Annotated in this window: 21 protein-coding genes; 2 read left to right on the top strand and 19 right to left on the bottom strand. The window is 41.1% G+C overall.

Annotated elements, in window-relative coordinates; translation table 11 throughout:
* Nucleotides 1-196: 196 nt before the first annotated feature.
* Nucleotides 197-1981 carry an ATP-binding protein gene (locus PG086_RS09215; protein ID WP_270748757.1) on the top strand — a complete coding sequence of 595 codons (1785 nt, stop codon included), beginning with the start codon at nucleotides 197-199 and terminating at the stop codon, nucleotides 1979-1981.
* A gap of 54 nt (nucleotides 1982-2035) precedes the next feature.
* On the opposite strand, the gene PG086_RS09220 is transcribed toward PG086_RS09215, so the two are convergent.
* The 5 genes from PG086_RS09220 to PG086_RS09240 form a co-directional block, all read right to left on the bottom strand.
* The gene (locus tag PG086_RS09220; RefSeq protein WP_270748759.1) at nucleotides 2036-3271 is read right to left on the bottom strand and encodes a DNA cytosine methyltransferase; all 1236 of its coding nucleotides are present in this window, start codon (nucleotides 3269-3271) and stop codon (nucleotides 2036-2038) included.
* Between the two features lie 94 nt (nucleotides 3272-3365).
* Entirely contained in the window at nucleotides 3366-6017 is a 2652-nt protein-coding gene (locus tag PG086_RS09225; RefSeq protein WP_270748762.1) for a valine--tRNA ligase, read from the bottom strand.
* An 11-nt stretch (nucleotides 6018-6028) separates the two neighbouring features.
* The gene (locus PG086_RS09230; RefSeq protein WP_084853013.1) at nucleotides 6029-6991 is read right to left on the bottom strand and encodes a ribosome-binding factor A; all 963 of its coding nucleotides are present in this window, start codon (nucleotides 6989-6991) and stop codon (nucleotides 6029-6031) included.
* Between the two features lies 1 nt (nucleotide 6992).
* On the bottom strand, nucleotides 6993-7550 hold the full coding sequence (locus tag PG086_RS09235; RefSeq protein ID WP_025169542.1) for a GNAT family N-acetyltransferase: 558 nt from the start codon (nucleotides 7548-7550) through the stop codon (nucleotides 6993-6995).
* A gap of 278 nt (nucleotides 7551-7828) precedes the next feature.
* The gene (locus PG086_RS09240; RefSeq protein WP_000038705.1) at nucleotides 7829-8224 is read right to left on the bottom strand and encodes a helix-hairpin-helix domain-containing protein; all 396 of its coding nucleotides are present in this window, start codon (nucleotides 8222-8224) and stop codon (nucleotides 7829-7831) included.
* A gap of 217 nt (nucleotides 8225-8441) precedes the next feature.
* Here PG086_RS09240 and PG086_RS09245 point away from each other — a divergent pair, with 217 nt between their 5' ends.
* A complete protein-coding gene (locus PG086_RS09245) occupies nucleotides 8442-8750 on the top strand; it encodes a DUF898 family protein (protein WP_025169543.1) in 309 nt (102 codons plus the stop codon).
* 42 nt (nucleotides 8751-8792) lie between these two features.
* Here PG086_RS09245 and PG086_RS09250 read toward each other — a convergent pair whose 3' ends face one another.
* The 14 genes from PG086_RS09250 to PG086_RS09315 form a co-directional block, all read right to left on the bottom strand.
* A complete protein-coding gene (locus PG086_RS09250; protein WP_000119707.1) occupies nucleotides 8793-9047 on the bottom strand; it encodes a DUF1912 family protein in 255 nt (84 codons plus the stop codon).
* A 9-nt stretch (nucleotides 9048-9056) separates the two neighbouring features.
* Nucleotides 9057-10391: a DUF438 domain-containing protein gene (locus PG086_RS09255; RefSeq protein WP_270748768.1), complete on the bottom strand. Its 1335-nt coding sequence runs from the start codon at nucleotides 10389-10391 to the stop codon at nucleotides 9057-9059.
* Nucleotides 10391-10624, bottom strand: a complete 234-nt coding sequence (locus PG086_RS09260; protein WP_000368739.1) for a DUF1858 domain-containing protein — start codon at nucleotides 10622-10624, stop codon at nucleotides 10391-10393. Before PG086_RS09260 ends, PG086_RS09255 begins: the two co-directional genes overlap by 1 nt.
* A gap of 214 nt (nucleotides 10625-10838) precedes the next feature.
* On the bottom strand, nucleotides 10839-11021 hold the full coding sequence (locus PG086_RS09265; RefSeq protein WP_000505783.1) for a hypothetical protein: 183 nt from the start codon (nucleotides 11019-11021) through the stop codon (nucleotides 10839-10841).
* 215 nt (nucleotides 11022-11236) lie between these two features.
* Complete coding sequence (rbfA, locus tag PG086_RS09270; RefSeq protein ID WP_001273601.1) at nucleotides 11237-11587, bottom strand: 30S ribosome-binding factor RbfA; 351 nt, start codon at nucleotides 11585-11587, stop codon at nucleotides 11237-11239.
* Nucleotides 11588-11753: 166 nt separating this feature from the next.
* The gene (infB, locus tag PG086_RS09275) at nucleotides 11754-14537 is read right to left on the bottom strand and encodes a translation initiation factor IF-2 (RefSeq protein WP_270748773.1); all 2784 of its coding nucleotides are present in this window, start codon (nucleotides 14535-14537) and stop codon (nucleotides 11754-11756) included.
* Nucleotides 14538-14553: 16 nt separating this feature from the next.
* Complete coding sequence (locus PG086_RS09280) at nucleotides 14554-14853, bottom strand: YlxQ-related RNA-binding protein (RefSeq protein WP_045618116.1); 300 nt, start codon at nucleotides 14851-14853, stop codon at nucleotides 14554-14556.
* Nucleotides 14846-15139 carry an RNase P modulator RnpM gene (gene rnpM / locus PG086_RS09285; RefSeq protein ID WP_000857560.1) on the bottom strand — a complete coding sequence of 98 codons (294 nt, stop codon included), beginning with the start codon at nucleotides 15137-15139 and terminating at the stop codon, nucleotides 14846-14848. The genes PG086_RS09280 and rnpM overlap by 8 nt, the downstream gene beginning before the upstream one ends.
* Before the next feature lie 21 nt (nucleotides 15140-15160).
* Entirely contained in the window at nucleotides 15161-16297 is a 1137-nt protein-coding gene (gene nusA, locus PG086_RS09290; RefSeq protein ID WP_000032278.1) for a transcription termination factor NusA, read from the bottom strand.
* Between the two features lie 42 nt (nucleotides 16298-16339).
* Nucleotides 16340-16819: a ribosome maturation factor RimP gene (rimP, locus tag PG086_RS09295; protein WP_000338695.1), complete on the bottom strand. Its 480-nt coding sequence runs from the start codon at nucleotides 16817-16819 to the stop codon at nucleotides 16340-16342.
* Nucleotides 16820-16945: 126 nt separating this feature from the next.
* The gene (gene trmB, locus PG086_RS09300; RefSeq protein ID WP_270748774.1) at nucleotides 16946-17581 is read right to left on the bottom strand and encodes a tRNA (guanosine(46)-N7)-methyltransferase TrmB; all 636 of its coding nucleotides are present in this window, start codon (nucleotides 17579-17581) and stop codon (nucleotides 16946-16948) included.
* Entirely contained in the window at nucleotides 17578-18372 is a 795-nt protein-coding gene (gene ccrZ, locus PG086_RS09305; protein ID WP_250315781.1) for a cell cycle regulator CcrZ, read from the bottom strand. Before ccrZ ends, trmB begins: the two co-directional genes overlap by 4 nt.
* A 47-nt stretch (nucleotides 18373-18419) precedes the next feature.
* Nucleotides 18420-19469, bottom strand: coding sequence for an ABC transporter permease (locus PG086_RS09310; protein WP_270748777.1), 1050 nt, complete (start codon nucleotides 19467-19469; stop codon nucleotides 18420-18422).
* On the bottom strand, nucleotides 19466-20197 hold the full coding sequence (locus PG086_RS09315; RefSeq protein ID WP_270748778.1) for an ABC transporter ATP-binding protein: 732 nt from the start codon (nucleotides 20195-20197) through the stop codon (nucleotides 19466-19468). The genes PG086_RS09310 and PG086_RS09315 overlap by 4 nt, the downstream gene beginning before the upstream one ends.
* Between the last annotated feature and the right edge of the window lie 35 nt (nucleotides 20198-20232).

Here is a 20232-nt window from a genome sequence, read left to right on the forward strand (position 1 = left end):
AAATATTATTTGGAGGAAGCTTATGTCAAAAAAATAATAAATGTTGTTGCAGCAGCACTTACCGTGTTGTCAAACTACTATTATGAATCCAATACAAAATAGATTTGAATCAAAATGAATGACCAGTATTAACGATATTTTACTTTTAAAATATGATATACTATATTTAACAAAATATTAAACACAGGAGTCCGATATGTCTGAAGAATTTACACTTAACTACCATGCTGCAACGATTCAACATCTAGGTATTGGATTATATAAACAGTTACCACAGGCAATTGCCGAACTCATCAGCAATTCTTGGGATGCTGATAGCCATAATGTTAAAATTCATATTAATTATCGAGAAAAAATAATAACCGTATCAGACGACGGCAATGGTATGTCAGCACAAGAGCTGAATGAAAATTTTTTGACCATTGCTAGAAATAGACGATTGACAGATAAAATAAATGATAAAAAAAATGAAACCGGACTATCGAAAAACGGCAGAAAAGTTACAGGAAAAAAAGGACTTGGAAAACTAGCTTTATTTGGTATTGCTAATACAATTATTATTGATAGCATTCAAAATAAGAAACTAAACTCTTTTGAATTGAATTATAATGACATACAGGGCTCATCAAATAATACCTATCATCCAAAAACAATCCATTATAATGTTCAAACCGACGAACCAAATGGTACAAAAATAACCATTAAAGACATTACTTTAAAAAATCTGACTAAAATCGATACATTATATGATAGCCTTTCTAAAAGATTTAACAAGTATTCCCGTACAGATTTTTTAGTAACTTTAGCAAGCGATGACGGTACCATTAAGGAATTAGATGAAGAGGTATTTATCAATAGTATACGACCTAAGAAAGACGAAATTGAGTTTACTTTTTCTTTTCCAGATGATTTTGAAACTCTTACAAATAAACAATCTCAAATAGTCATTCATAACCTTAAAGAGTATCATATAAACGGGATTATTTGCACCAAGAAAACACCTTTACAAGCCAATCAACGTGGGTTTTCAGTACTGTCTAGAGGAAAGCTAGCGAGTGAACAATCTGTTACACAATTTCAAGATAGAGCAAATGATAATTTCTATAGTTATGCAGCCGGTTACTTTAATATTGATTTTCTTGATGATGATAATAAAAAAGATTTTATTTCAACAGATAGACAATCTATTAGATGGGAAGCTGATGACGAATTAATAGAAATCAAAGAAAATCTTAACAAACTAATAGGAATTATTCAAAGAGAATGGAAAAAGCGACGTTCCGAAGCAAAAGAGAAAAAAGCACAAGAAAATATTCAAAAAACTCCTTCTTTAGCAGAAACCACATTATCAACCGAAGATAAAGAAAGCATCAATAAAATTAGCAAAGCATTAGAAAATGATGATGTTGATGTCCCAGAAAAAACAAAACAAAATATTTTAGATTCTGCAATAAAATCAACTACCTCATATAAAAAGGATCACAGTGTGTATAAAGAACTAGTCCCAGCTAATTTTAGAGTTCCACAAAATATTGGTACTAAAATCCGAAGGCTAAGAGAGGAGATGATAGAAGCAGCAGAAGATAAAGATATCAATCGATTCATTCTAACCCAAGGCCTACTACTACGTGCAATGATTGAAAGTACAACAACTGTATTATTGAAACGCTACTGGGAGGAAGCAAGTAATGATGACTTAATCAGAATAAATAACACTCCAAAAAAACTGACTGCTGAAAATCAAGTTGATCCTCTCTCATTTAAGGTTAAGTATGAAACTATGATTCGACTGCTTTCTAGAAAAGGGAAAATAGCCCAAAATAGAGTTCAAAGCCTAATTGACGAATTTTCAAGTATAAAAGCAACGGAGCATTTAAACACATTAATGCATGATGCTCATAATTTCCCTCAATTTGATACCTTAAAAACAATCTGGAATGCTGTAGCTCCTCAACTTCTTGCTGCGTTCGATCTTTTGTAACTAAAAAATCAACATATGTTCAATTTCTAAATAATGATGAACATATGTTGATTTTTATTTAAATTCCAATGTTAAAATCGCATCAGCCATCTTTTTACTAAAAATTGGAGGAACTGCATTACCAATTTGTGTAAAAGCACTGGTTCTAGAATCTAAAAAATAGTAATTATCCGGAAATCCCTGTAATCTAGCTGCCTCTCTCACAGTAATTGATCTATTTTGTTTTGTATCTGGATGAATATAATGATGACCATCTTTTGAAATATGTGCAACTACTGTATGTGATGGAGAATTCCATGAAAGAGCTTTGAATCTGTCCAAAAATTTATCCGTATGTTTATGGGTTTTTAGCTTTGAGTCAAGTTCACTGTATTTAATATTTTTACCATTTTTCTTAGCTTCTGCTACAATTTTATAAATTGCTAAATCGTTGCTATTATTTGGTCTTGCAATATTTTGAGTTAATGGCGTTTTAGAATCCTGTAAAAAATTTTGTTCAACATAATCATTTGATAAATTTGTATAAGAATTGTTTACTTCTCCCGCCTTTAAACTAGGTAATCCCTGAAAAGCTGTTTTAACATCCACCTCATTTTCTTCATATTTTTTAAGATTTTTAAAGAATTCCTGAATAAGTTCTTTTTTCCTGTTCATCACTCCAAAGATAATAAGTCTTTCTCTTGATTGTGGAACACCATAGTTTTTAGTATTTAAAACTTCATAACCTAAAGAATAGCCGGCCTCTTCAAATTCTTTTTTCATTCTAGGTAATAAAAACTCATCATCAGCATCTCTAAAGCTCAATAATCCTTTTACATTTTCAAAAATAAAAAATTTGGGTTGATACTTGTTTAAAAAATGTATATAAAATTTATATAAATAAATTCTTTCATCTGAAGACTTTTTACTTGCATTTCTAGCTCTTCCAATGGTTGAATAAGCTTGACATGGAGGACCACCTATAATTCCATCAACGTTTTCCCCTAAATCATCAAAAAAACTAAAAATACTGTGAATATTTTCTTGACTAATTTCAAAGTTAAGAATTTTATTCAATTTTTCTTGAGGTACATGTTTCAACAAATCCTCTATACTAGTCTTACTATTTAGAAAATCATTATAAAGTCCTAATTTATTTTTTTTCTTTAAATAATAATATACTTCCCTAAGTTTTAAAGTTTCACAAGCCGCTTTTTCTTTCTCTACATGTCCCAATATTTTATATTGCTGATTTCTGAATCCCTCAGTTAATCCGCCTGCACCACTAAATAAATCTATTATATTAATCATAATTAAGCCTTTTAAATAAATAAAATATATTACATCAAATACACACTATTATTCATTATACCAAAAACCCCAGCAAATTGCCGAGGTTTATAACTTATTTCACCAACTTCTTCATCTCATCAATACGTGCGACGGTCGCGTCATATTTCGCTTGGTAGTCGGCTTGTTTGTCGCGTTCTTTTTGGACGATTTCTGGTTTGGCGTTAGCTACGAAGCGTTCGTTAGAGAGCTTCTTACCAACCATATCCAGTTCTTTTTGCCATTTAGCGAGTTCCTTGTCGAGACGAGCGAGTTCTTCTTCGACATTGAGGAGGTCTGCCAGTGGCAAGTAGATTTCTGCTCCTGTGATGACGCTTGACATAGCGAGTTCAGGTGCAGGGATGTTTGATGCGATTTCCAAGTGTTCTGGATTTGTGAAGCGTTTGATGTAGTTGACATTGCTGTTAAAGAAGGCTTCCAAGTCGCTATCACTTGTCTTCACAAGGATGGTGATAGGCTTTCTTGGTGCAACGTTTACTTCCGCACGCGCATTACGAACAGCACGGATCAAGTCTTTGAGGCTTTCTACACCAGTGTGGGCAGCAAGGTCTTCAAAGGCTGGGTTGACAGTTGGGTACTCCGCTGTCACGATAGAGCCTTCTGAGATTTGCCCAAAGATTTCCTCTGTCACGAATGGCATGATTGGGTGAAGGAGGCGAAGGATCTTGTCCAAAGTGTAAAGGAGAACAGAACGTGTGATAACTTTCTCTTCTTCGTTATCGCTATAAAGGACTTCCTTGGTCAACTCAACGTACCAGTCCGCAAATTCATCCCAGATGAAGTTGTAGAGGATGTGTCCAGCTACACCAAACTCAAACTTATCAAAGTTTTCAGTAACTTTGCCGATAGTTTCATTGAGGTTGTGGAGAATCCAGCGATCTGTGACATTTCCTGCTTCCTTGTTGACAACTTTTTCCACATTGGCCGTTGCTTGCTCAAGGGTCAAGCCTTCATTGTTCATGAGGATGTAGCGAGAGATGTTCCAGATCTTGTTGATGAAGTTCCATGAAGCATCCATTTTTTCGTAAGAGAAGCGCACGTCTTGACCTGGTGCAGAACCGTTTGAAAGGAACCAACGAAGCGCATCAGCACCGTATTTCTCGATAACATCCATCGGGTCAATCCCGTTACCGAGAGATTTAGACATCTTGCGTCCTTGCTCATCACGGATAAGACCGTGGATAAGGACGTTTTGGAATGGCTGACGGCCAGTGAATTCCAAGGATTGGAAGATCATACGAGATACCCAGAAGAAGATGATGTCGTAACCTGTTACCAAAGTTGAAGTTGGGAAGTAACGTTTGAAGTCATCTGAGTCGACATCTGGCCAGCCCATGGTTGAGAACGGCCAAAGGGCAGAACTAAACCAAGTATCCAAGACGTCTTCGTCCTGAGTCCAACCGTCACCTTCTGGAGCTTCTTCGCCGACATATATTTCACCCTCAGCATTGTACCAAGCAGGGATTTGGTGACCCCACCAGAGCTGACGAGAGATCACCCAGTCGTGGACATTTTCCATCCATTGGAGGAAGGTATCGTTGAAACGAGGGGGGTAGAATTCTACCTTATCATCAGTATCTTGGTTGGCAATGGCATTTTTAGCCAACTGGTCCATCTTGACGAACCATTGCGTAGACAAGCGTGGTTCAACCACAACACCTGTACGTTCTGAGTGACCAACGCTGTGAACACGTTTCTCGATTTTAACGAGGGCACCGATTTCTTCCAACTTAGCAACGACTGCCTTACGAGCTTCAAAACGGTCCATACCTGCAAATTCAAAGGCCAAGTCGTTCATAGTTCCGTCGTCGTTCATCACGTTGACTTGTGGCAAGTTGTGGCGTTGACCAACCAAGAAGTCGTTTGGATCGTGGGCGGGTGTGATTTTTACGACACCAGTACCAAACTCAGGATCTGCGTGCTCATCTCCAACGATTGGAATCAATTTATTAGCGATTGGAAGGATAACATTTTTACCGATCAAGTCCTTGTAGCGTGGGTCTTCTGGATTGACCGCAACCGCAACGTCCCCAAACATGGTCTCTGGACGAGTTGTCGCAACTTCAAGGGCGCGTGAACCATCTTCCAGCATGTAGTTCATATGGTAGAAGGCACCTTCGACATCCTTGTGAATCACCTCGATATCAGAAAGAGCTGTGCGAGCTGCTGGGTCCCAGTTGATGATAAACTCACCACGGTAGATCCAGCCTTTCTTGTAAAGGTCCACAAAGACCTTGCGAACGGCTTTTGACAAACCTTCGTCAAGAGTGAAACGCTCGCGAGAGTAGTCTACAGAGAGCCCCATCTTGCCCCATTGTTCCTTGATAGTCGTCGCATATTCGTCTTTCCATTCCCAGACTTTCTCAAGGAATTTTTCACGACCAAGGTCATAGCGGGAAATGCCTTCACCACGCAAGCGCTCCTCAACCTTAGCCTGAGTCGCAATCCCAGCGTGGTCCATCCCTGGAAGCCAAAGCGTATCAAAACCTTGCATGCGTTTTTGACGGATGATGATATCCTGCAAGGTCGTATCCCAAGCGTGACCAAGGTGAAGTTTCCCAGTTACGTTTGGTGGTGGAATGACGATAGAATATGGCTTAGCCTTTTGATCGCCTGAAGGCTTGAAAACATCGGCATCAAGCCATTTTTGATAACGACCAGCCTCAACCTCGGCTGGATTGTATTTAGGTGAAAGTTCTTTAGACATGTGTGTTCTCCTTAATTGTTTTTATTTACAATATTTACCAAACCAATTTTTGATAATTCGATATAAATTTCATCAATTTCTGCAAATGCTGCAAGTGGTGATAGTGTATAGTTTTCCGGACTATATTTAAGATCGTATTTGCTTATCTTTGAAATATAATATCTTGTATGTTTCAATTTTAATGATTCCAACTTTGACTTAATATCGACTAATGTATTATGGTTTAACTTTAAAAATAATTCGTTATAATTACCATAGAGCTCTGTGAGAGAATTAAAGTATTCTTTAACTAGAGTTATAGCATCAATCTTAGATGTTTTTCTGTTTAGTTCTATCAATTCCATTTTCAATTTTTTCCATTTAAAGTTGGAATTTAAAAGATAATCTAAATCAATATAGAAATCGACTAAAATGGTTTCATCATCTGGACTAACAGCTTTTATTTCATTTATTGGTAAGTCAATATGTTGGGAATAGTTCCTCAAAGAATGACAAAATCGATAAGCAAAGTTCGTATCATACTGATAGCTTGCAAACCTATGTATACAATCAAATTCCTCACTATCCTTGGAATATTTCTGTTTGATTTGGTTTTCATTAAAATCGACGAACAATTTTCCACTGGATAATAAATGAATCATGAAACGATTCACGTCTGCCTCTTCAATTTTCAACTCCTTTGACTCAAGTTTATTCTTAATACTTAAAAAATCCGAGACATCTGTAATAAACAATTCGAACATATTCTTGATTTTTTGAAAATCTTTTTGAATCTCAAAAATTTGGTTTGAAACTGACATTATCTTTTTGGTTGGTTTAATATCAGAGATAACAATACGTTTTTCATTGTTGTTAATTTCTAAATAAGCTAATCGCTCGATAATATCACTATCATTTAATTCAGCGTACTCCACATCAATTTGACGTAAGTGTTCCTCAGATAAAGGACTTACTTCCTTTTTTACATCGCTCATCTTATTCCTCCCACTCACTCTTCAGCAACCCATATATCAGACTGTCACAGCGATTGCCTTGGGCATCTTTACGATCTCGGATGCGAGCTTCGAGGGTAAAGCCAAGTTTCTCTGCGACTCGTTGACTTTGTACATTGTAGTCAAAACAAATCAGTTCAATCTTGTGAAGACCAAGTTCCTTAAAACCTAGTTCAATCAAGGCACGTGCCGCTTCTGGAACATAGCCTCGTCCCCAATAGTCTGGGTGCAAGGTATAGCCGATTTCTAAGACATCGTCTTCGTGCCGATGGTTGAAATCAACAGAACCGATGACTTTATCAGTCCCTTTGAGAACAATTCCATAGCCCGCTGGGAGATTATTCTTTTCATTGCGCTCGGGCAGAATATGCTCTAGATAATAAATCTCATCTTCCAAGCTCTTGACGGGCGGAAAGCCTGCTGGATAGGCGACCTCTGGGAGACTAGCGTAGGCATGGATATCCACTGCATCATCCACTGTTCGGACTCGTAAAAGAAGACGTTCTGTTTCGATTCTTTCTGGCAATGTTACTCTTGTCATCCTTCTACCTCGCTTTCTACAAAAAATCGCCCCTGCCATCTACATGACAGGGACGAATGTGTTTATCCGCGGTACCACCCAATTTCGGGCAGAGCCCGCAACTCTCGTCTTTAAAACAAAAAGACACTTTTATTTCAATTTTTCATCCATTAGCAACCAGTTTCGACACATTTGTGGACTTCTCAACGCCGCCACTTTCTGTAAAATGTGGGATTCAAAACACCTCTAATGGCTCTATTGTAGCAAGATTTTTTCGGAAATGCAAGGCACAAGAAAGATTACTTGAACTTGATGCCGTTTTCTTTTAATTTCTTGATGGTAGCTGGACCGATTCCTTTTAAGGCAAGGAGTTCTTTTTCTGTCCAATTTTTGAAATCAGCAGCCGACTTGATGCCTTCATCATAGAAAGTTTTGGCACGGTCGACTGAAAGTCCACCTAGGTTGGCTGCGAATTCTTCTACAGAGCTTGTAACTTTTTGAGCTTGTTCTTTAGTTGCTTCTACTGCTTGTTCCACTTTTTTAGAGACAACTTTTCCTGCTTCGCTAGCAGATTTTTCTGCATGCTTCACAACTTTTTTTGTTTCTTCTACAACCTTAGTCACTGTAGTTGAAAATGCACCTGAACGGCGAAGGCTGTTTCGCAATTGTTTTTTCCGTTGGAGTTTCTTTGACATGATAAAATCCTTTCAATAAAAAATCCCTGCTCTGACAAGGATTTAATAAAGATATTTTATCAATATTTCGACGAAAAATCAAGAAAGGAAATAAGATTCCCCTTAAAAATCTAGCCGTTTTCTCTTTCAATCTAATTTAACAATGATTCAACTTCTTGATAAAACATGCAGTAATGTGCAAGACTAATTCACGTAAAAAGCTGATAAGGAGAAGAATATAAATAATGAAAGTTACTTTGATGGTGGTCTTTTGAGCTACGTTGGATATGCTATCCTAGCCATGCTTATCATAGTTTTTACTATTGGAATCGCTACGCCTTGGGCAGTTTGTATGATGCAAAACTGGAAAGTCAAGCACACTGTCATCGATGGGCGTCGCCTCTATTTTGACGGAACAGGTTCTCAATTATTCGGGAACTGGATCAAGTGGTTCTTGCTCACCATCATCACTTTGGGCATCTATTCATTCTGGTTGCATATCAAAATGGAACAATGGATCACCAAACACACACATCACGACGTATAAACAGAAAAAGTGCGTTCATACGCACTTTTTGATTTGCAACGATTAATAGTTTCTCTCGCCAAACAAGCCCTCTGGCAAATCATGGAATCCCTTGCCCGCCTTGAAGTTTTCAAACTTACCCAGCAAGAACTGATAAGCATCCAAGCGACTTTCGTAGCGAATCATGGCATCTTTGGCACGTTCGTCTTGGTCTTCTTCGTAGACTTTTTGACTTTCCTTATGCGCCATGTCGTTGATCATGATCTGGGTATTGACCCAGGCTTCAAATTCCTTCATAAATTCCTGTTCGTAACTCATTGATTCTCCTTATTCTAATCCACGGAAGTAGTCCGTATCAATCTCTCGGTAAGGTTGGATATCCTGAACATACTCCAACACTCCTTGGAATTCTCCATCTTCATCGCGTACCGCAGCATAGGTGATGTGGACAAACTTGCCTCGCGACTCCGACTTGAACCACATTTCATACTTGTCTTTTTTACCTTCACGAAGACCTTTCATAACGGCCTTCACCTTGTCTAGGTACTTAGGCGGATGGCAGAGTTCTACATTACGCCCGACTTGGGACGGCGTCCGTTTGAAAATCATCTCATCAGCTGACGCATTGTCATTGTAATACTGGAAAATATCGTCTTTATTGACAAAGGTGATCTCCATAGGAAGGTGATTGAGGATGAGGTTGGCCTGCTCGACCGAGAGATAGCCATTGCCAAAAGCCTGTTGACTATGACGGTCCAGCACTGCTTCCTTTTCCTTAGGGGTAAAGGTAATGGTGAACTGGCCTTCTGGTGTATCGATAACTTGCTGAACTTGACCTTCTGCCGTGTCTAGTTGTACTGGCTCCTCTGCACTCTTTTCCTCAACGAAACTCTGACGTTCTGGCACCCATTTTTCAGACGGACGAATGATGGCATAGCCGTAGGCATCGCTCTCCTCCGCAATCTGCATCCAGTCATCCTGGGTGAAGGACTCGAGGAGAATCATGAGTAGAATGGACTCTTCCTTAAAAATCATACTTTCAAAATCTGTCGCAAAAGCTTCAAAATCTTCTTTTACAGTGGAAATCGGCACTTCTGGTAGTGACTTAGCTGTCGCTAGGGCTGTCTGAAAGAGTTCCCTAATCTGGTCATCCACTCCCCACATAACTTTTGGGGGTGAATCGTGACCATAGCGCTCCATAATGGGAAAAAAGAGCTCTTCCTTGCGCTGATAGTGGATGTCAAATTGCCCCAACAGCCCCATTTGACGGACCAAGCCCTTGCGCATCTCTGCCAGCATTTCCTCGTCTTCCATAGACTCATAGGTATCTAACAATCTCCGAATGCGAATCAAGGCAGCACGGAGAGCCAGATTTTCATCCTTGAAGACGCGAACTGGATGACCAGGATGCTCGGTATCTTCCACTTCGACGCCCTTAACAGCGTTTTTAAAAAGGTTGGCATGGACATCACAGAGTTCCATGACATCTTCAAAGGTGACACCTGAGTCTGAGTTCATCAGCTCGTGCTCCATGAGGGAAATCTCGATGGCTGAAACACCCGTAAAGGTCGCATCAAAACGCTCCTGAACCGACTCGGGAGAGGCGCCGTTGTGCAATTCTAACAAAATATCCCTTAGGATATGAATCCGTTCATCTGCCATTAGTCTAATCCAATCACTTCGTAGCCGTTCGCTTCTAGCGTGCGGACAATCTTGTCCATAGGAGTTCCTTCAAGCTTAGAACCCTGTTTGAGCGATACCTTGCGACCAACGGTGTTGCGCATCAAGGGATTAGCAAGTGGTTTAAAACCGAGCTCTACTAGGATTTCCAAGACTTCTGGATGCTTATCCACCACTTCTGCAACGGGAATTGACACATCGATGATATTGTCCATGACGACCTCCATGTATGTTCTAATACTCAATGAAAATCAAAGAGCAAACTAGGAAGCTAGCCGCAGGCTGTACTTAAGTACGGCAAGGTGAAGCTGACGTGGTTTGAATTTGATTTTCGAAGAGTATAAAATGATTTTACTGCTTATATTATACCATATGGGAAGAGATTAAAAAACTAGCAGAAGAGTTCCTGCTAGTTTCTTTCATTTCAAGTTATTCCTTATCATCTGGTTTTGCGAGCCACTGGGCGACATCCATCAACTTGTCAGCAAGCAGTACTTTCCCGAAACCTACTAGAGCGTTGTCATCTTTTTTCATGTTCTTCAGGACTTTGATGCTTTGCATCACAAAAAAGTAATTCCCGTAAGTCTTGGTCAGAATTTTAATGAATCCCATATTACCTTCCCTCGTCTAGCTGCAGTTTCTAGCTGATTGCTATACCAAACTAGCTAGTTATTGATAAGAAATCATTTCATCTCACTCTTTCCAATTTCTATACTATCATACAAGCTGAGTTTTATAAAGCTTTTTAACAATTTTTTACTCTAGAAAGATTCCCCAGTATTTTTTATTGCCATTTCTCCACCAAAAAAGAGGGTTGCCCCTCTTTCTTAGTTCTTATCCAGATTGCGTAGCATCTCGTCAATCTTGTTTCCATATTCGATGGATTCGTCTTTGACGAAAGTCAAATCTGGGATTTTGTACAATTTCAAATTGCGACCAAGTTCACGTTTGATGGTACCAGTTGCTTTTTCAAGCCCGATTTGAGCTTTTTGATTATCCGAAGCAAGGTTACTCAAAATGGTGTAGTAAACCTTAGCAACAGACAAATCCCCCAGCATCTGAACATCTGTAATGGTCACACCTTGGACACGCGGATCACGGACCTTCTTTTGCAAAATCTCATTGACTTCACGCTTGATTTCCATGCCCACACGATCCGTACGGAAATGATTTGCCATGATATTCCTTTCTCTACTTTGAACCAAAAGCTAGGCCAGCAGACCTAGCTATTTCTAGAAGATAGAGGAACTAGAGCCATTTGAATCTAGGAAACAAGCCTTAGATAGAACTAAGGGTTCATCAAGACGCTGTTGACGACGAGTCAAACTGGCTATCGTTTCTCTATTATCTCTTGATTTCTTCCATGACGTATGCCTCAATCACATCATCAGTCTTGATATCATTGTAGCCATCAATCATGAGACCACCTTCACGACCGTTTGTAACTTCTTTGACGTCGTCTTTGTAGTGTTTCAAGCTTGCGAGTTCGCCATCATAGATTACGACACCGTCACGGATAACACGGACTTTAGAATCACGGGTAACCTTACCACTCGTAACCATGAATCCACCGATGGTTCCCACTTTAGATACCTTGAAGGTTTCACGGATGATTGCTTCACCGATAACTTTTTCTTCGAATTCTGGATCAAGCATTCCTTTCATGGCTTCTTCCATCTCTTCGATAACCTTGTAGATAATGCTGTGGAGACGGATTTCTACATCATCTTCTTCTGCTTGTTGACGAGCTTGTGGTGTAGGGCGCACGTTGAAACCGATGATAAAGGCATTTGAAGCTTCTGCAAGAGTCACATCAGATTCGTTGATGGCACCGACCGCTGAGTGAACGATGGTGACTTTTACTCCCTCCACATCAATTTTTTGAAGTGAAGCAGAAAGGGCTTCAACTGAACCTTGTACGTCGGCCTTAATGATGACGTTAACAGACTTGAGCTCACCTGCTTTAAGCGTATCAAAAAGGTTTTCAAGGCTGACACGTTGGGTTACTTGACGTTGCTTCATAAGAGCACGTTTCGCACGTTCTTCACCTGCTGCACGCGCAGATTTTTCATCTTCGTAAACAGCAAAGTGGTCACCCGCCATTGGTGCTTCGTTCAAACCTGTGATAGATACTGGTGTTGATGGTCCAGCGACCTTAACACGACGACCAAGGTCATTGGTCATGGCACGGACACGACCGAAGGTATTTCCGACAACGATAGGATCTTGGACATTCAAGGTACCTTGTTGCACAAGAAGGGTTGCGACCGCACCTTTTCCTTTATCCAAGCGAGCTTCGATAACAGTACCGATAGCACGCACTGTTGGGTCTGCCTTGAGTTCTTGGATTTCAGCTACAAGAAGGACTGTTTCCAAGAGTTCATCGATGTTTTGGTTGAATTTAGCCGAGATTTCTACAAACTCAGAATCTCCACCCCAAGCAGTTGACATAACACCGTGTTCAGCCAATTCACCGATAACGCGTTCTGGGTTGGCACCTGGTTTATCAATCTTGTTGATGGCTACGATAATTGGAACGTTCGCTGCTTTTGAGTGGTTGATGGCTTCGATAGTTTGAGGCATAACCCCGTCGTCGGCCGCTACAACCAAGATGGTAATATCGGTAACAGATGCACCACGCGCACGCATAGATGTAAAGGCCGCGTGTCCTGGTGTATCAAGGAAGGTAATCTTCTTGCCATTTTCCACGATTTGGTAAGCACCGATATGCTGAGTGATACCACCCGCTTCACCTGTCGCAACACGAGAATTACGAAGTGTATCCAAAAGTGTTGTCTTACCATGGTCAACGTGTCCCATGATGGTTACAACTGGTGGACGCTCAACCAATTCATCTTCGTTAAGATAGCCATCTTCGACAAAGAAACGTTCGATGTCTGCATTGTCCACTTCAACCTTTTGTTTGGCTTCGATACCGTAATCCACCATGAGGAGTTCGATGGTTTCTCCATCCAAAGATTGGTTTTGTGTGGCCATAACGCCCATCATAAAGAGTTTCTTAACGATTTCAGCTGGTTCACGTTTGATACGTTTTGCGATTTCCGCAACAGTCATACCATCTGTATATTCAAATTCTGTTGGCAATTCATGGAACTTACGCTCTGTAACAGGTTTTGGAGCCTGGTTACGGTTATTTTGCTTGTTGCCTTTTTTATTCTTTTTGTTGTTATTCCAGTTACTATTTCTTTGATTTCTCACTTGATTCTGACTACTTCGATTCTTTTGTTGTTTTCTAGGACCATCTTCTTCGTGATCATAATCATCACGTTCTTTGTCTGGTCGAGCTTGTTTTTTACGACGTGTATCCACTGGCGCTTCTTTCGCTACAGGAACTACTGTTACTGCTGGTTGCGTTTGTTCAGCTAACTTAGCAGCTTCTTCAAAGATTTCCTCTGGCTCCTTGCGTTTATTAGCTTGAGCCAAGGCTTCTTTGGCAGCTTGCGATTGTTTGAAGCGCTCCTCGCTTGAGCGTGCGTACTCTGCATTTTGCTCTGCTTTTAGGGCTGCTGCACGGGCTTTAAAGTCAACACGTGGTCCAGCTTGTTTTGGCTGGAAGTCTTGTTGCTGACGGCGATCATTGCCACGATTCCCTTGACCTTGTGGTTTTTTCCCTTGGTCGTTAAAACGGCGATTGTCGCGGTTTCCTTGACCAGGTTTACCACCATTACGGCCGTCGTTTTTCTGACGGTTGCCGTTTTGTTGTTGGTCACGGTTGTTGCCCTTGTTTTGTTTGCGTCGTTCTGCCTGTTCTTTGGCACGCGCCTCACGCTCCGCCTTGAAGTTTCGACTTTGTGGTCTTGCGGCCACTACTTTTTCTTCCTTAGGAGCTACAGGTGTAGCTGGTTTACTTTCTTCCTTAGTGGCTACTGGTGTAGCTGATGCAGGCTTTTCCGCTTTCTTTTCTACACTTGCTTTTGGTGTCGCAGGTTTTGCTTCTGCTTTCGGAGCAGCAGGCTTGAAGCTAGCTGCGATTTGCTCAGCAGCAGCAGCTTCCACGCTCGATGAGTGGCTTTTCACATCCAAACCTAACTCTTTTGCACGCGCTACAACTTCTTTACTTTCTTTTCCAAGTTCTTTTGCGATTTCGTACAATCTTTTCTTAGACAAATCATGTCCTCCTCTTCTATTCCATAAGAGACCTCATTTTCTTTGTAAATCCAGCATCTGTCACAGCCAAAACTTTTCGCGATTTTCCGACTGCTATGCTTAATTCCAGTGTTGAAAACACGGTTATAACTTCTACTTGATAATAGTCACTTTTATCTTGAATCTTCTTGGTCAGATTGGGACCAGCATCATTGGCTAGAAAGACTAGCTTGGCTTTCTGAGCTTGGATGGCCTTGACCACCAATTCCTCACCCGATATGATCCGGCCTGCTCGTTGAGCAAGTCCCAAGAGATTGCTTATCTTTTGCTTATTCAAGTCCTAACTCTCTTCTTTTCACTTTATGATCCACATAAGCGATCAACTCGTCATAAAAGCTTTCTTCCACTTCCATGTTAAAGCTGCGGTTAAAGACTTTCTTCTTTTTTGCCTCTAGGGCTTCTGCATTGTCTAGCTTGATATAAGCGCCACGGCCATTGGCCTTGCCTGTCGGATCGATAAAGACCTGTCCTTCTTTGTTCTTGACAATGCGGAGCAAATCACGCTTATCAATCACTTCGTTGGACACAACAGACTTGCGCAAAGGGATTTTTCTTGTTTTCATCTTTCCCTCCTCTAGCAGCTTTTATTCTTCCGTCAATTCGTCCGCAGCTGCGTAATCCACTTGACCTGCTTCTTCCATAGCTTCAAACTCACTGGCAGACTTGATATCAATACGGTAACCCGTCAAGTGAGCAGCCAAGCGAACGTTTTGTCCACGACGACCGATAGCAAGAGAAAGCTTGTTATCAGGCACAACGACCAAGGCACGTTTGCTGTCGTTTTCATCAAAGATAACTTGGTCAACCTCTGCAGGTGCGATAGCATTGTAGATAAACTCAGCTGGATCCGCTACCCACTCGATAACGTCGATGTTTTCTTCTACAGGAATCATACGATCGCTCTTGGCATCGTAACGAGCTGGGTGGAATTTGCTGGTGATTTTCTTGATATTGGCACCACCACGTCCAACGATTGTCCCGATAGCGTCCACGTTTGGATTGTGGCTACGAACGGCTACTTTCGTACGGTCACCAGCTTCACGAGCTACGCTCATGATTTCAACAGTTCCATCATAGACTTCTGGAATTTCTTGCTCCATCAAACGCTTAATCATCTCTGGATGGCTACGGCTAACAAAGACATTGACACCACGAGGGTTGTCTTCAACCTTGTAAACGTAGACTTCGATACGGTCATGGGAAGCAAACACCTCTCCAGGGATTTGGTCTTGTTTTGATAATTGGGCTTCGATGCTGCCAAGGTTGACATAGATAAAGCGGTTGTCAAAGCGTTCTACCGTACCAGACATGATTTCTTGCTCATGTTCCTTGTAAGTATTATAAGTGATGGCACGTGTTTGCTTGCGCATTTTTTCCATGATGGTTTGTTTGGCAGATTGGGCTGCTACACGACCAAACTCAGCAGGTGCTTCTTCAAACTTGATTTTGTCACCAAGCTCATAGGCTGAATTAATGGCAAGAGCATCTTTCAAGCTGATTTCCAAACGGCTATCAAATACTTCATCAACAACTTCACGGACAGTATAAACGGTAAAGTCACCTGTTTTTTCGTTGAAGTCAATAGCTACGCTATCTGATTGACCATAGCGTCTGCGATAAGCGGAACGAAGCGACTCTACTACTGCATCGATGATGTCTTCTTTTTTGATTCCCTTGTCTTCTTCCAAAATGCGGAAGGCCTCTAGCATTTCTTTACTCATGTTCTTTTTGCTTTTGAATCCTCAAAAGCTATCCTTTCTTTTCTATAGTTTAACTGCTAAACGTGCTTTTGATACTAAACTGTATGGAATTTGGACGGTTTTCTTACGTGTCTTGTCCATATACTCCATAGTCAACTCATCCTCTTCAAAGGATACTAAGGTCCCTTCAAAGACTTTTTGCTTATCGATAGCTTGGTAGAGCCCGACATGAATGTATTTCCCAACAGCTCCAGCGACAGCATCCTTAGTTTTTAAAGGACGTTCCAAGCCTGGACTGGTGATTTCTAGGAAATATTGTTCTGGGAAGGGATCAGGCTTGATAGTATCAAGAACAGGACTGATGATTTCTGTCAGGTCTGCCGTGTCGTTCAAGGTAATTCCTTCGGGTTTATCTACAAAAATACTGAGAATCATGTCACTGCCAATCTTTCCATACTCGATATCCACGAGCTCGAAAGGCGCTTGGATGACAGGTTCTACAACTTCTCTGACTAATTCTACGATTGTTGCGATTGCGTCCACCTCCTCATAAGCAAGAGGCGAAGATATTTCCCCGCCTCTCTTTCTCATATTCTTACTATCAGTATAGCACGTTTGTCAATTTATGTAAAGCATAAGCACTCAAACAGCTGGTTTTCAAGCTATTTCTTAAAATTCTGCCTCAACTCGGTAGATCACTTGACCTTTGCTGGAGAATTTTTGCTCATACTCCGTCATGACATTGCCTTCAAAATCACTGGCATGCAAGTCCAGCCAAACACCATTGAGTTTCATCCCATACTGAGAAAAGCTCACTAGACTGTACTCAAACAAGCCACGGTTATCTGTCTTGAAATGGATTTCCCCATTCTCAGGCAAAATACGCTTAAAGGTATCCAAGAAACTCTTGTAAGTCAAACGACGTTTTTCATGGCGTTTTTTAGGCCAGGGATCTGAAAAATTTAGGTAGAGGCGAACAATCTCACCGTCTTCAAAGTAGTCTGTCAAATCTGAACCGTCTACCCACAACAACTTGATATTAGGAACTCTAACTTCTAATACCTTATCCAAGGCATAACTTAATACCGACTTTTGGATATCAATCCCGATATAGTTGATGTCAGGGTTTTGCTTGGCCATTCCTGATACGAAGGCTCCTTTCCCACTTCCAACCTCAACATGAATAGGATGATCATTTCCAAACAAATCTCGCCATTTCCCTTTAGCTTCCAAGGGATTGAGGACAACATACTGGGGATTAGCCTCTAGTAACTCCGTCGCCCCTTTACGATTTCTAACTCTCATCTCTTCTTTCCATACTTATCACGGAAGACGCGCAAGGCATAAATCTCCCGGTTTACATTGTCTAAATCTTGATTTTCACAGTATTTGGCAATCTGGTTCAAGTAAGAATACTGACCATACCAATACAATTTATCTAACACTGTCTGATTGTACTTATAGCCGTAGTCTCTCAACCATTGACGCCACTGATAATCTGGAATGTAGTGGCATAGCAAATGCGCCACATCAAACATACGATCCGTCAGACGAACCGAATCCCAATCCACTAGATAAACGAGTCCACTCTCTGTCTCAATCCAATTACTATGGCGAAGATCCCCATGCACAATCGTTGCATGGTCTTCTCTAAAACCTGGAACCGTCTTACCTAGCTCCGCAATCACACTGTTCAAATAGTGATTCTGCTTCAAGATTTCTGGTACTTCTTGTTGCCAAGAACGCAATAAATCAACTGGTGTTTCCATGGTATATCCCAAACGGCTCAACTGCTTCATCAAGGGACGCGAGCGGTGAAGGCGGTTCAAGATATTGATAATCTGCTTGCGATTCATGTCGTAAGGGGTCAAGATTTTGCCCGTCAGCCATTCCTGAGCACACATATCACTGCCATCTGGCAAACGACGAGTCCATAGTAATTGAGGAGCGATTTGTTCTCTGGCTAGGCCAGGTAGGATTGGAGAGGTGTTCATTTTTACAAAGACGCGCTTCCCATCAGGGTAGCTTCCCATATAAGCTTTGCCGCTCTTCCCAGGGATAGGGGTCAGCGTTAGCTCATTATCACCCAAGTCCATTTCTTTCCTCCGTATAAAGTTTCCTTACTATTCTACTAGTTTTTGGTCTATTCGTCAACCAATCTTTTTAGTTGGTAAGGCAAATAAAACAATTGTAGGAAGAGACTAGCCCCTACAAGAACCAACAAGGCTATTTTTTCTTGAAAAACCACTGCTCCGACCAGCAATTCTAACAAAAGAACTGCACTTCCCACACCAAGCACAATCTGTTTCAATCCCTTTTCTTTCTCCCCTTTTTCTAGCGGAAAGAGCTGGGTCAAGTATTGGTAATCAAAGGCATGATAGAGAGCGAGTAACTGAAAGAGCAAGAGGTAGTTAAACAGCACTACCACCGCTGTAGCGATCCAAGATTGCTCGATAAAGATCACAGCTAACAAGGATAGGAGCAAAAGACGCAAACTAAGGGCAAAGAGGTCTCCATTTCGCAGGTAAGAACGGAGATAGAGGTTTTGCCAAATCTTGCTCGGCACTTTCTGAACTGTTCTAAGGATGAAATCCAGATAAGCGCGACGTTTGACACTATTTGAAACGCCCTTGACCTGAGTAAAGAGAGCAAAGAAACGAAGCAAAACTTGCTTGCGTTTGCTTTCTTGGGCAATCACATAGTCCCAGTCGATTCCAGTCTCAGTAAGAAATTTACTGGCTTTTTGGCGAAAGAGGAGATATTTTCCAGCTCCCAATAAAACCACATAGATGAGAAAGACTGGAAAACCATAGCCCATGGCTAAAAACAAGGGTACAAACAAAAGCAAGAAAAGGGTTTGGACAAAGAGCCAAAAAACTAGCGAGCGCACTGTCTGCCCTTTGAGGTGGGACTTAACCTCCTCTTCACTGACTAAGAGAAAGAGCTTGTCAGGCCCTTCCATGTAGGTTGCGATTCCTCCCCAAGCCATAAGCAAGGCAGATACAATCACCAAAAGCAAGAGGATAGGCCAATGATTTTCAGGAAAATGTTGCAGGAGTTGACTGTACTGGTAAGCTAGAAAACCGATGAGAACTAGCAGGAACAAGACAAAGTGGTCATTTAGAACATAACGCAGATAACCGACACACTCCTTACGAAAAGCCTGCTTTCGCTTTAAAAACAAGTCTTTCATAGCTCCTCCTCTTTGGTCAGAGCCAAGTAAATATCATTCAAACTAGCATCAGGCATGGCAAAAGCACCCCGCAGTTGCTGGAGGTTCCCCTGAGCCCGAACCTCTCCCTTGTGGAGAATGACAAAGGCATCACACATCTTTTCTGCTGAGTCTAGCACGTGGGTACTCATGAGAATGGACTTGCCTTTTTGCTTTTCCACTTCTAGAAGCTGAATCAAGTCAGAAATGGCCAGCGGATCGAGGCCAAGAAAAGGCTCATCAACGATGAAAAGACTCGGATCTACCACAAATGCACAGATAATCATGACCTTCTGCTTCATCCCTTTGGAGAAATGCACTGGAAACCAGTCTAATTTTTGATCCAAACGAAACATTTTCAACAAAGGTTCTACTCGATCAAAAGCGACTTTTTGCTCAATACCATAAGCCATAGCCACCGTTTCAATATGCTCTCTGAGGGTCAATTCCTCGTACAAGCTAGGCGTTTCAGGAATATAGCCAATCTGCTTGCGATAGTTGGTCGCATCTTCTCGCAGGGTTAGGCCATTAATCTTGATTTCCCCACTGTAAGGTGTCAACAGACCAATAATCTCATTGATTGTCGTTGATTTCCCAGCACCATTGAGACCAATCAAACCGACCAACTGCCCACTTTCAACTGTAAAGGACACATCTTTCAAGACAGGAACGTGAATATAGCCTCCTGTCAGGTTTTTAATTTCTAACATATTTTCTCCGAATCTGGTATAATGTAGCTATATTA

Source organism: Streptococcus halitosis (assembly GCF_027691175.1).
In the GTDB taxonomy this organism is placed as follows: Bacteria; Bacillota; Bacilli; order Lactobacillales; family Streptococcaceae; genus Streptococcus; species Streptococcus halitosis_A.

Bases quoted from the DNA above. Each gene is read 5' to 3' on its own strand.
- PG086_RS09215 (WP_270748757.1), top strand. From the start codon at position 197: ATGTCTGAAGAATTTACACTTAACTACCATGCTGCAACGATTCAACAT.
- PG086_RS09220 (WP_270748759.1), bottom strand. From the start codon at position 3,271: ATGATTAATATAATAGATTTATTTAGTGGTGCAGGCGGATTAACTGAG.
- PG086_RS09225 (WP_270748762.1), bottom strand. From the start codon at position 6,017: ATGTCTAAAGAACTTTCACCTAAATACAATCCAGCCGAGGTTGAGGCT.
- PG086_RS09230 (WP_084853013.1), bottom strand. From the start codon at position 6,991: ATGAGCGATGTAAAAAAGGAAGTAAGTCCTTTATCTGAGGAACACTTA.
- PG086_RS09235 (WP_025169542.1), bottom strand. From the start codon at position 7,550: ATGACAAGAGTAACATTGCCAGAAAGAATCGAAACAGAACGTCTTCTT.
- PG086_RS09240 (WP_000038705.1), bottom strand. From the start codon at position 8,224: ATGTCAAAGAAACTCCAACGGAAAAAACAATTGCGAAACAGCCTTCGC.
- PG086_RS09250 (WP_000119707.1), bottom strand. From the start codon at position 9,047: ATGAGTTACGAACAGGAATTTATGAAGGAATTTGAAGCCTGGGTCAAT.
- PG086_RS09255 (WP_270748768.1), bottom strand. From the start codon at position 10,391: ATGGCAGATGAACGGATTCATATCCTAAGGGATATTTTGTTAGAATTG.
- PG086_RS09260 (WP_000368739.1), bottom strand. From the start codon at position 10,624: ATGGACAATATCATCGATGTGTCAATTCCCGTTGCAGAAGTGGTGGAT.
- PG086_RS09265 (WP_000505783.1), bottom strand. From the start codon at position 11,021: ATGGGATTCATTAAAATTCTGACCAAGACTTACGGGAATTACTTTTTT.
- rbfA (WP_001273601.1), bottom strand. From the start codon at position 11,587: ATGGCAAATCATTTCCGTACGGATCGTGTGGGCATGGAAATCAAGCGT.
- rnpM (WP_000857560.1), bottom strand. From the start codon at position 15,139: ATGAAAACAAGAAAAATCCCTTTGCGCAAGTCTGTTGTGTCCAACGAA.
- nusA (WP_000032278.1), bottom strand. From the start codon at position 16,297: ATGAGTAAAGAAATGCTAGAGGCCTTCCGCATTTTGGAAGAAGACAAG.
- trmB (WP_270748774.1), bottom strand. From the start codon at position 17,581: ATGAGAGTTAGAAATCGTAAAGGGGCGACGGAGTTACTAGAGGCTAAT.
- ccrZ (WP_250315781.1), bottom strand. From the start codon at position 18,372: ATGGACTTGGGTGATAATGAGCTAACGCTGACCCCTATCCCTGGGAAG.
- PG086_RS09310 (WP_270748777.1), bottom strand. From the start codon at position 19,469: ATGAAAGACTTGTTTTTAAAGCGAAAGCAGGCTTTTCGTAAGGAGTGT.
- PG086_RS09315 (WP_270748778.1), bottom strand. From the start codon at position 20,197: ATGTTAGAAATTAAAAACCTGACAGGAGGCTATATTCACGTTCCTGTC.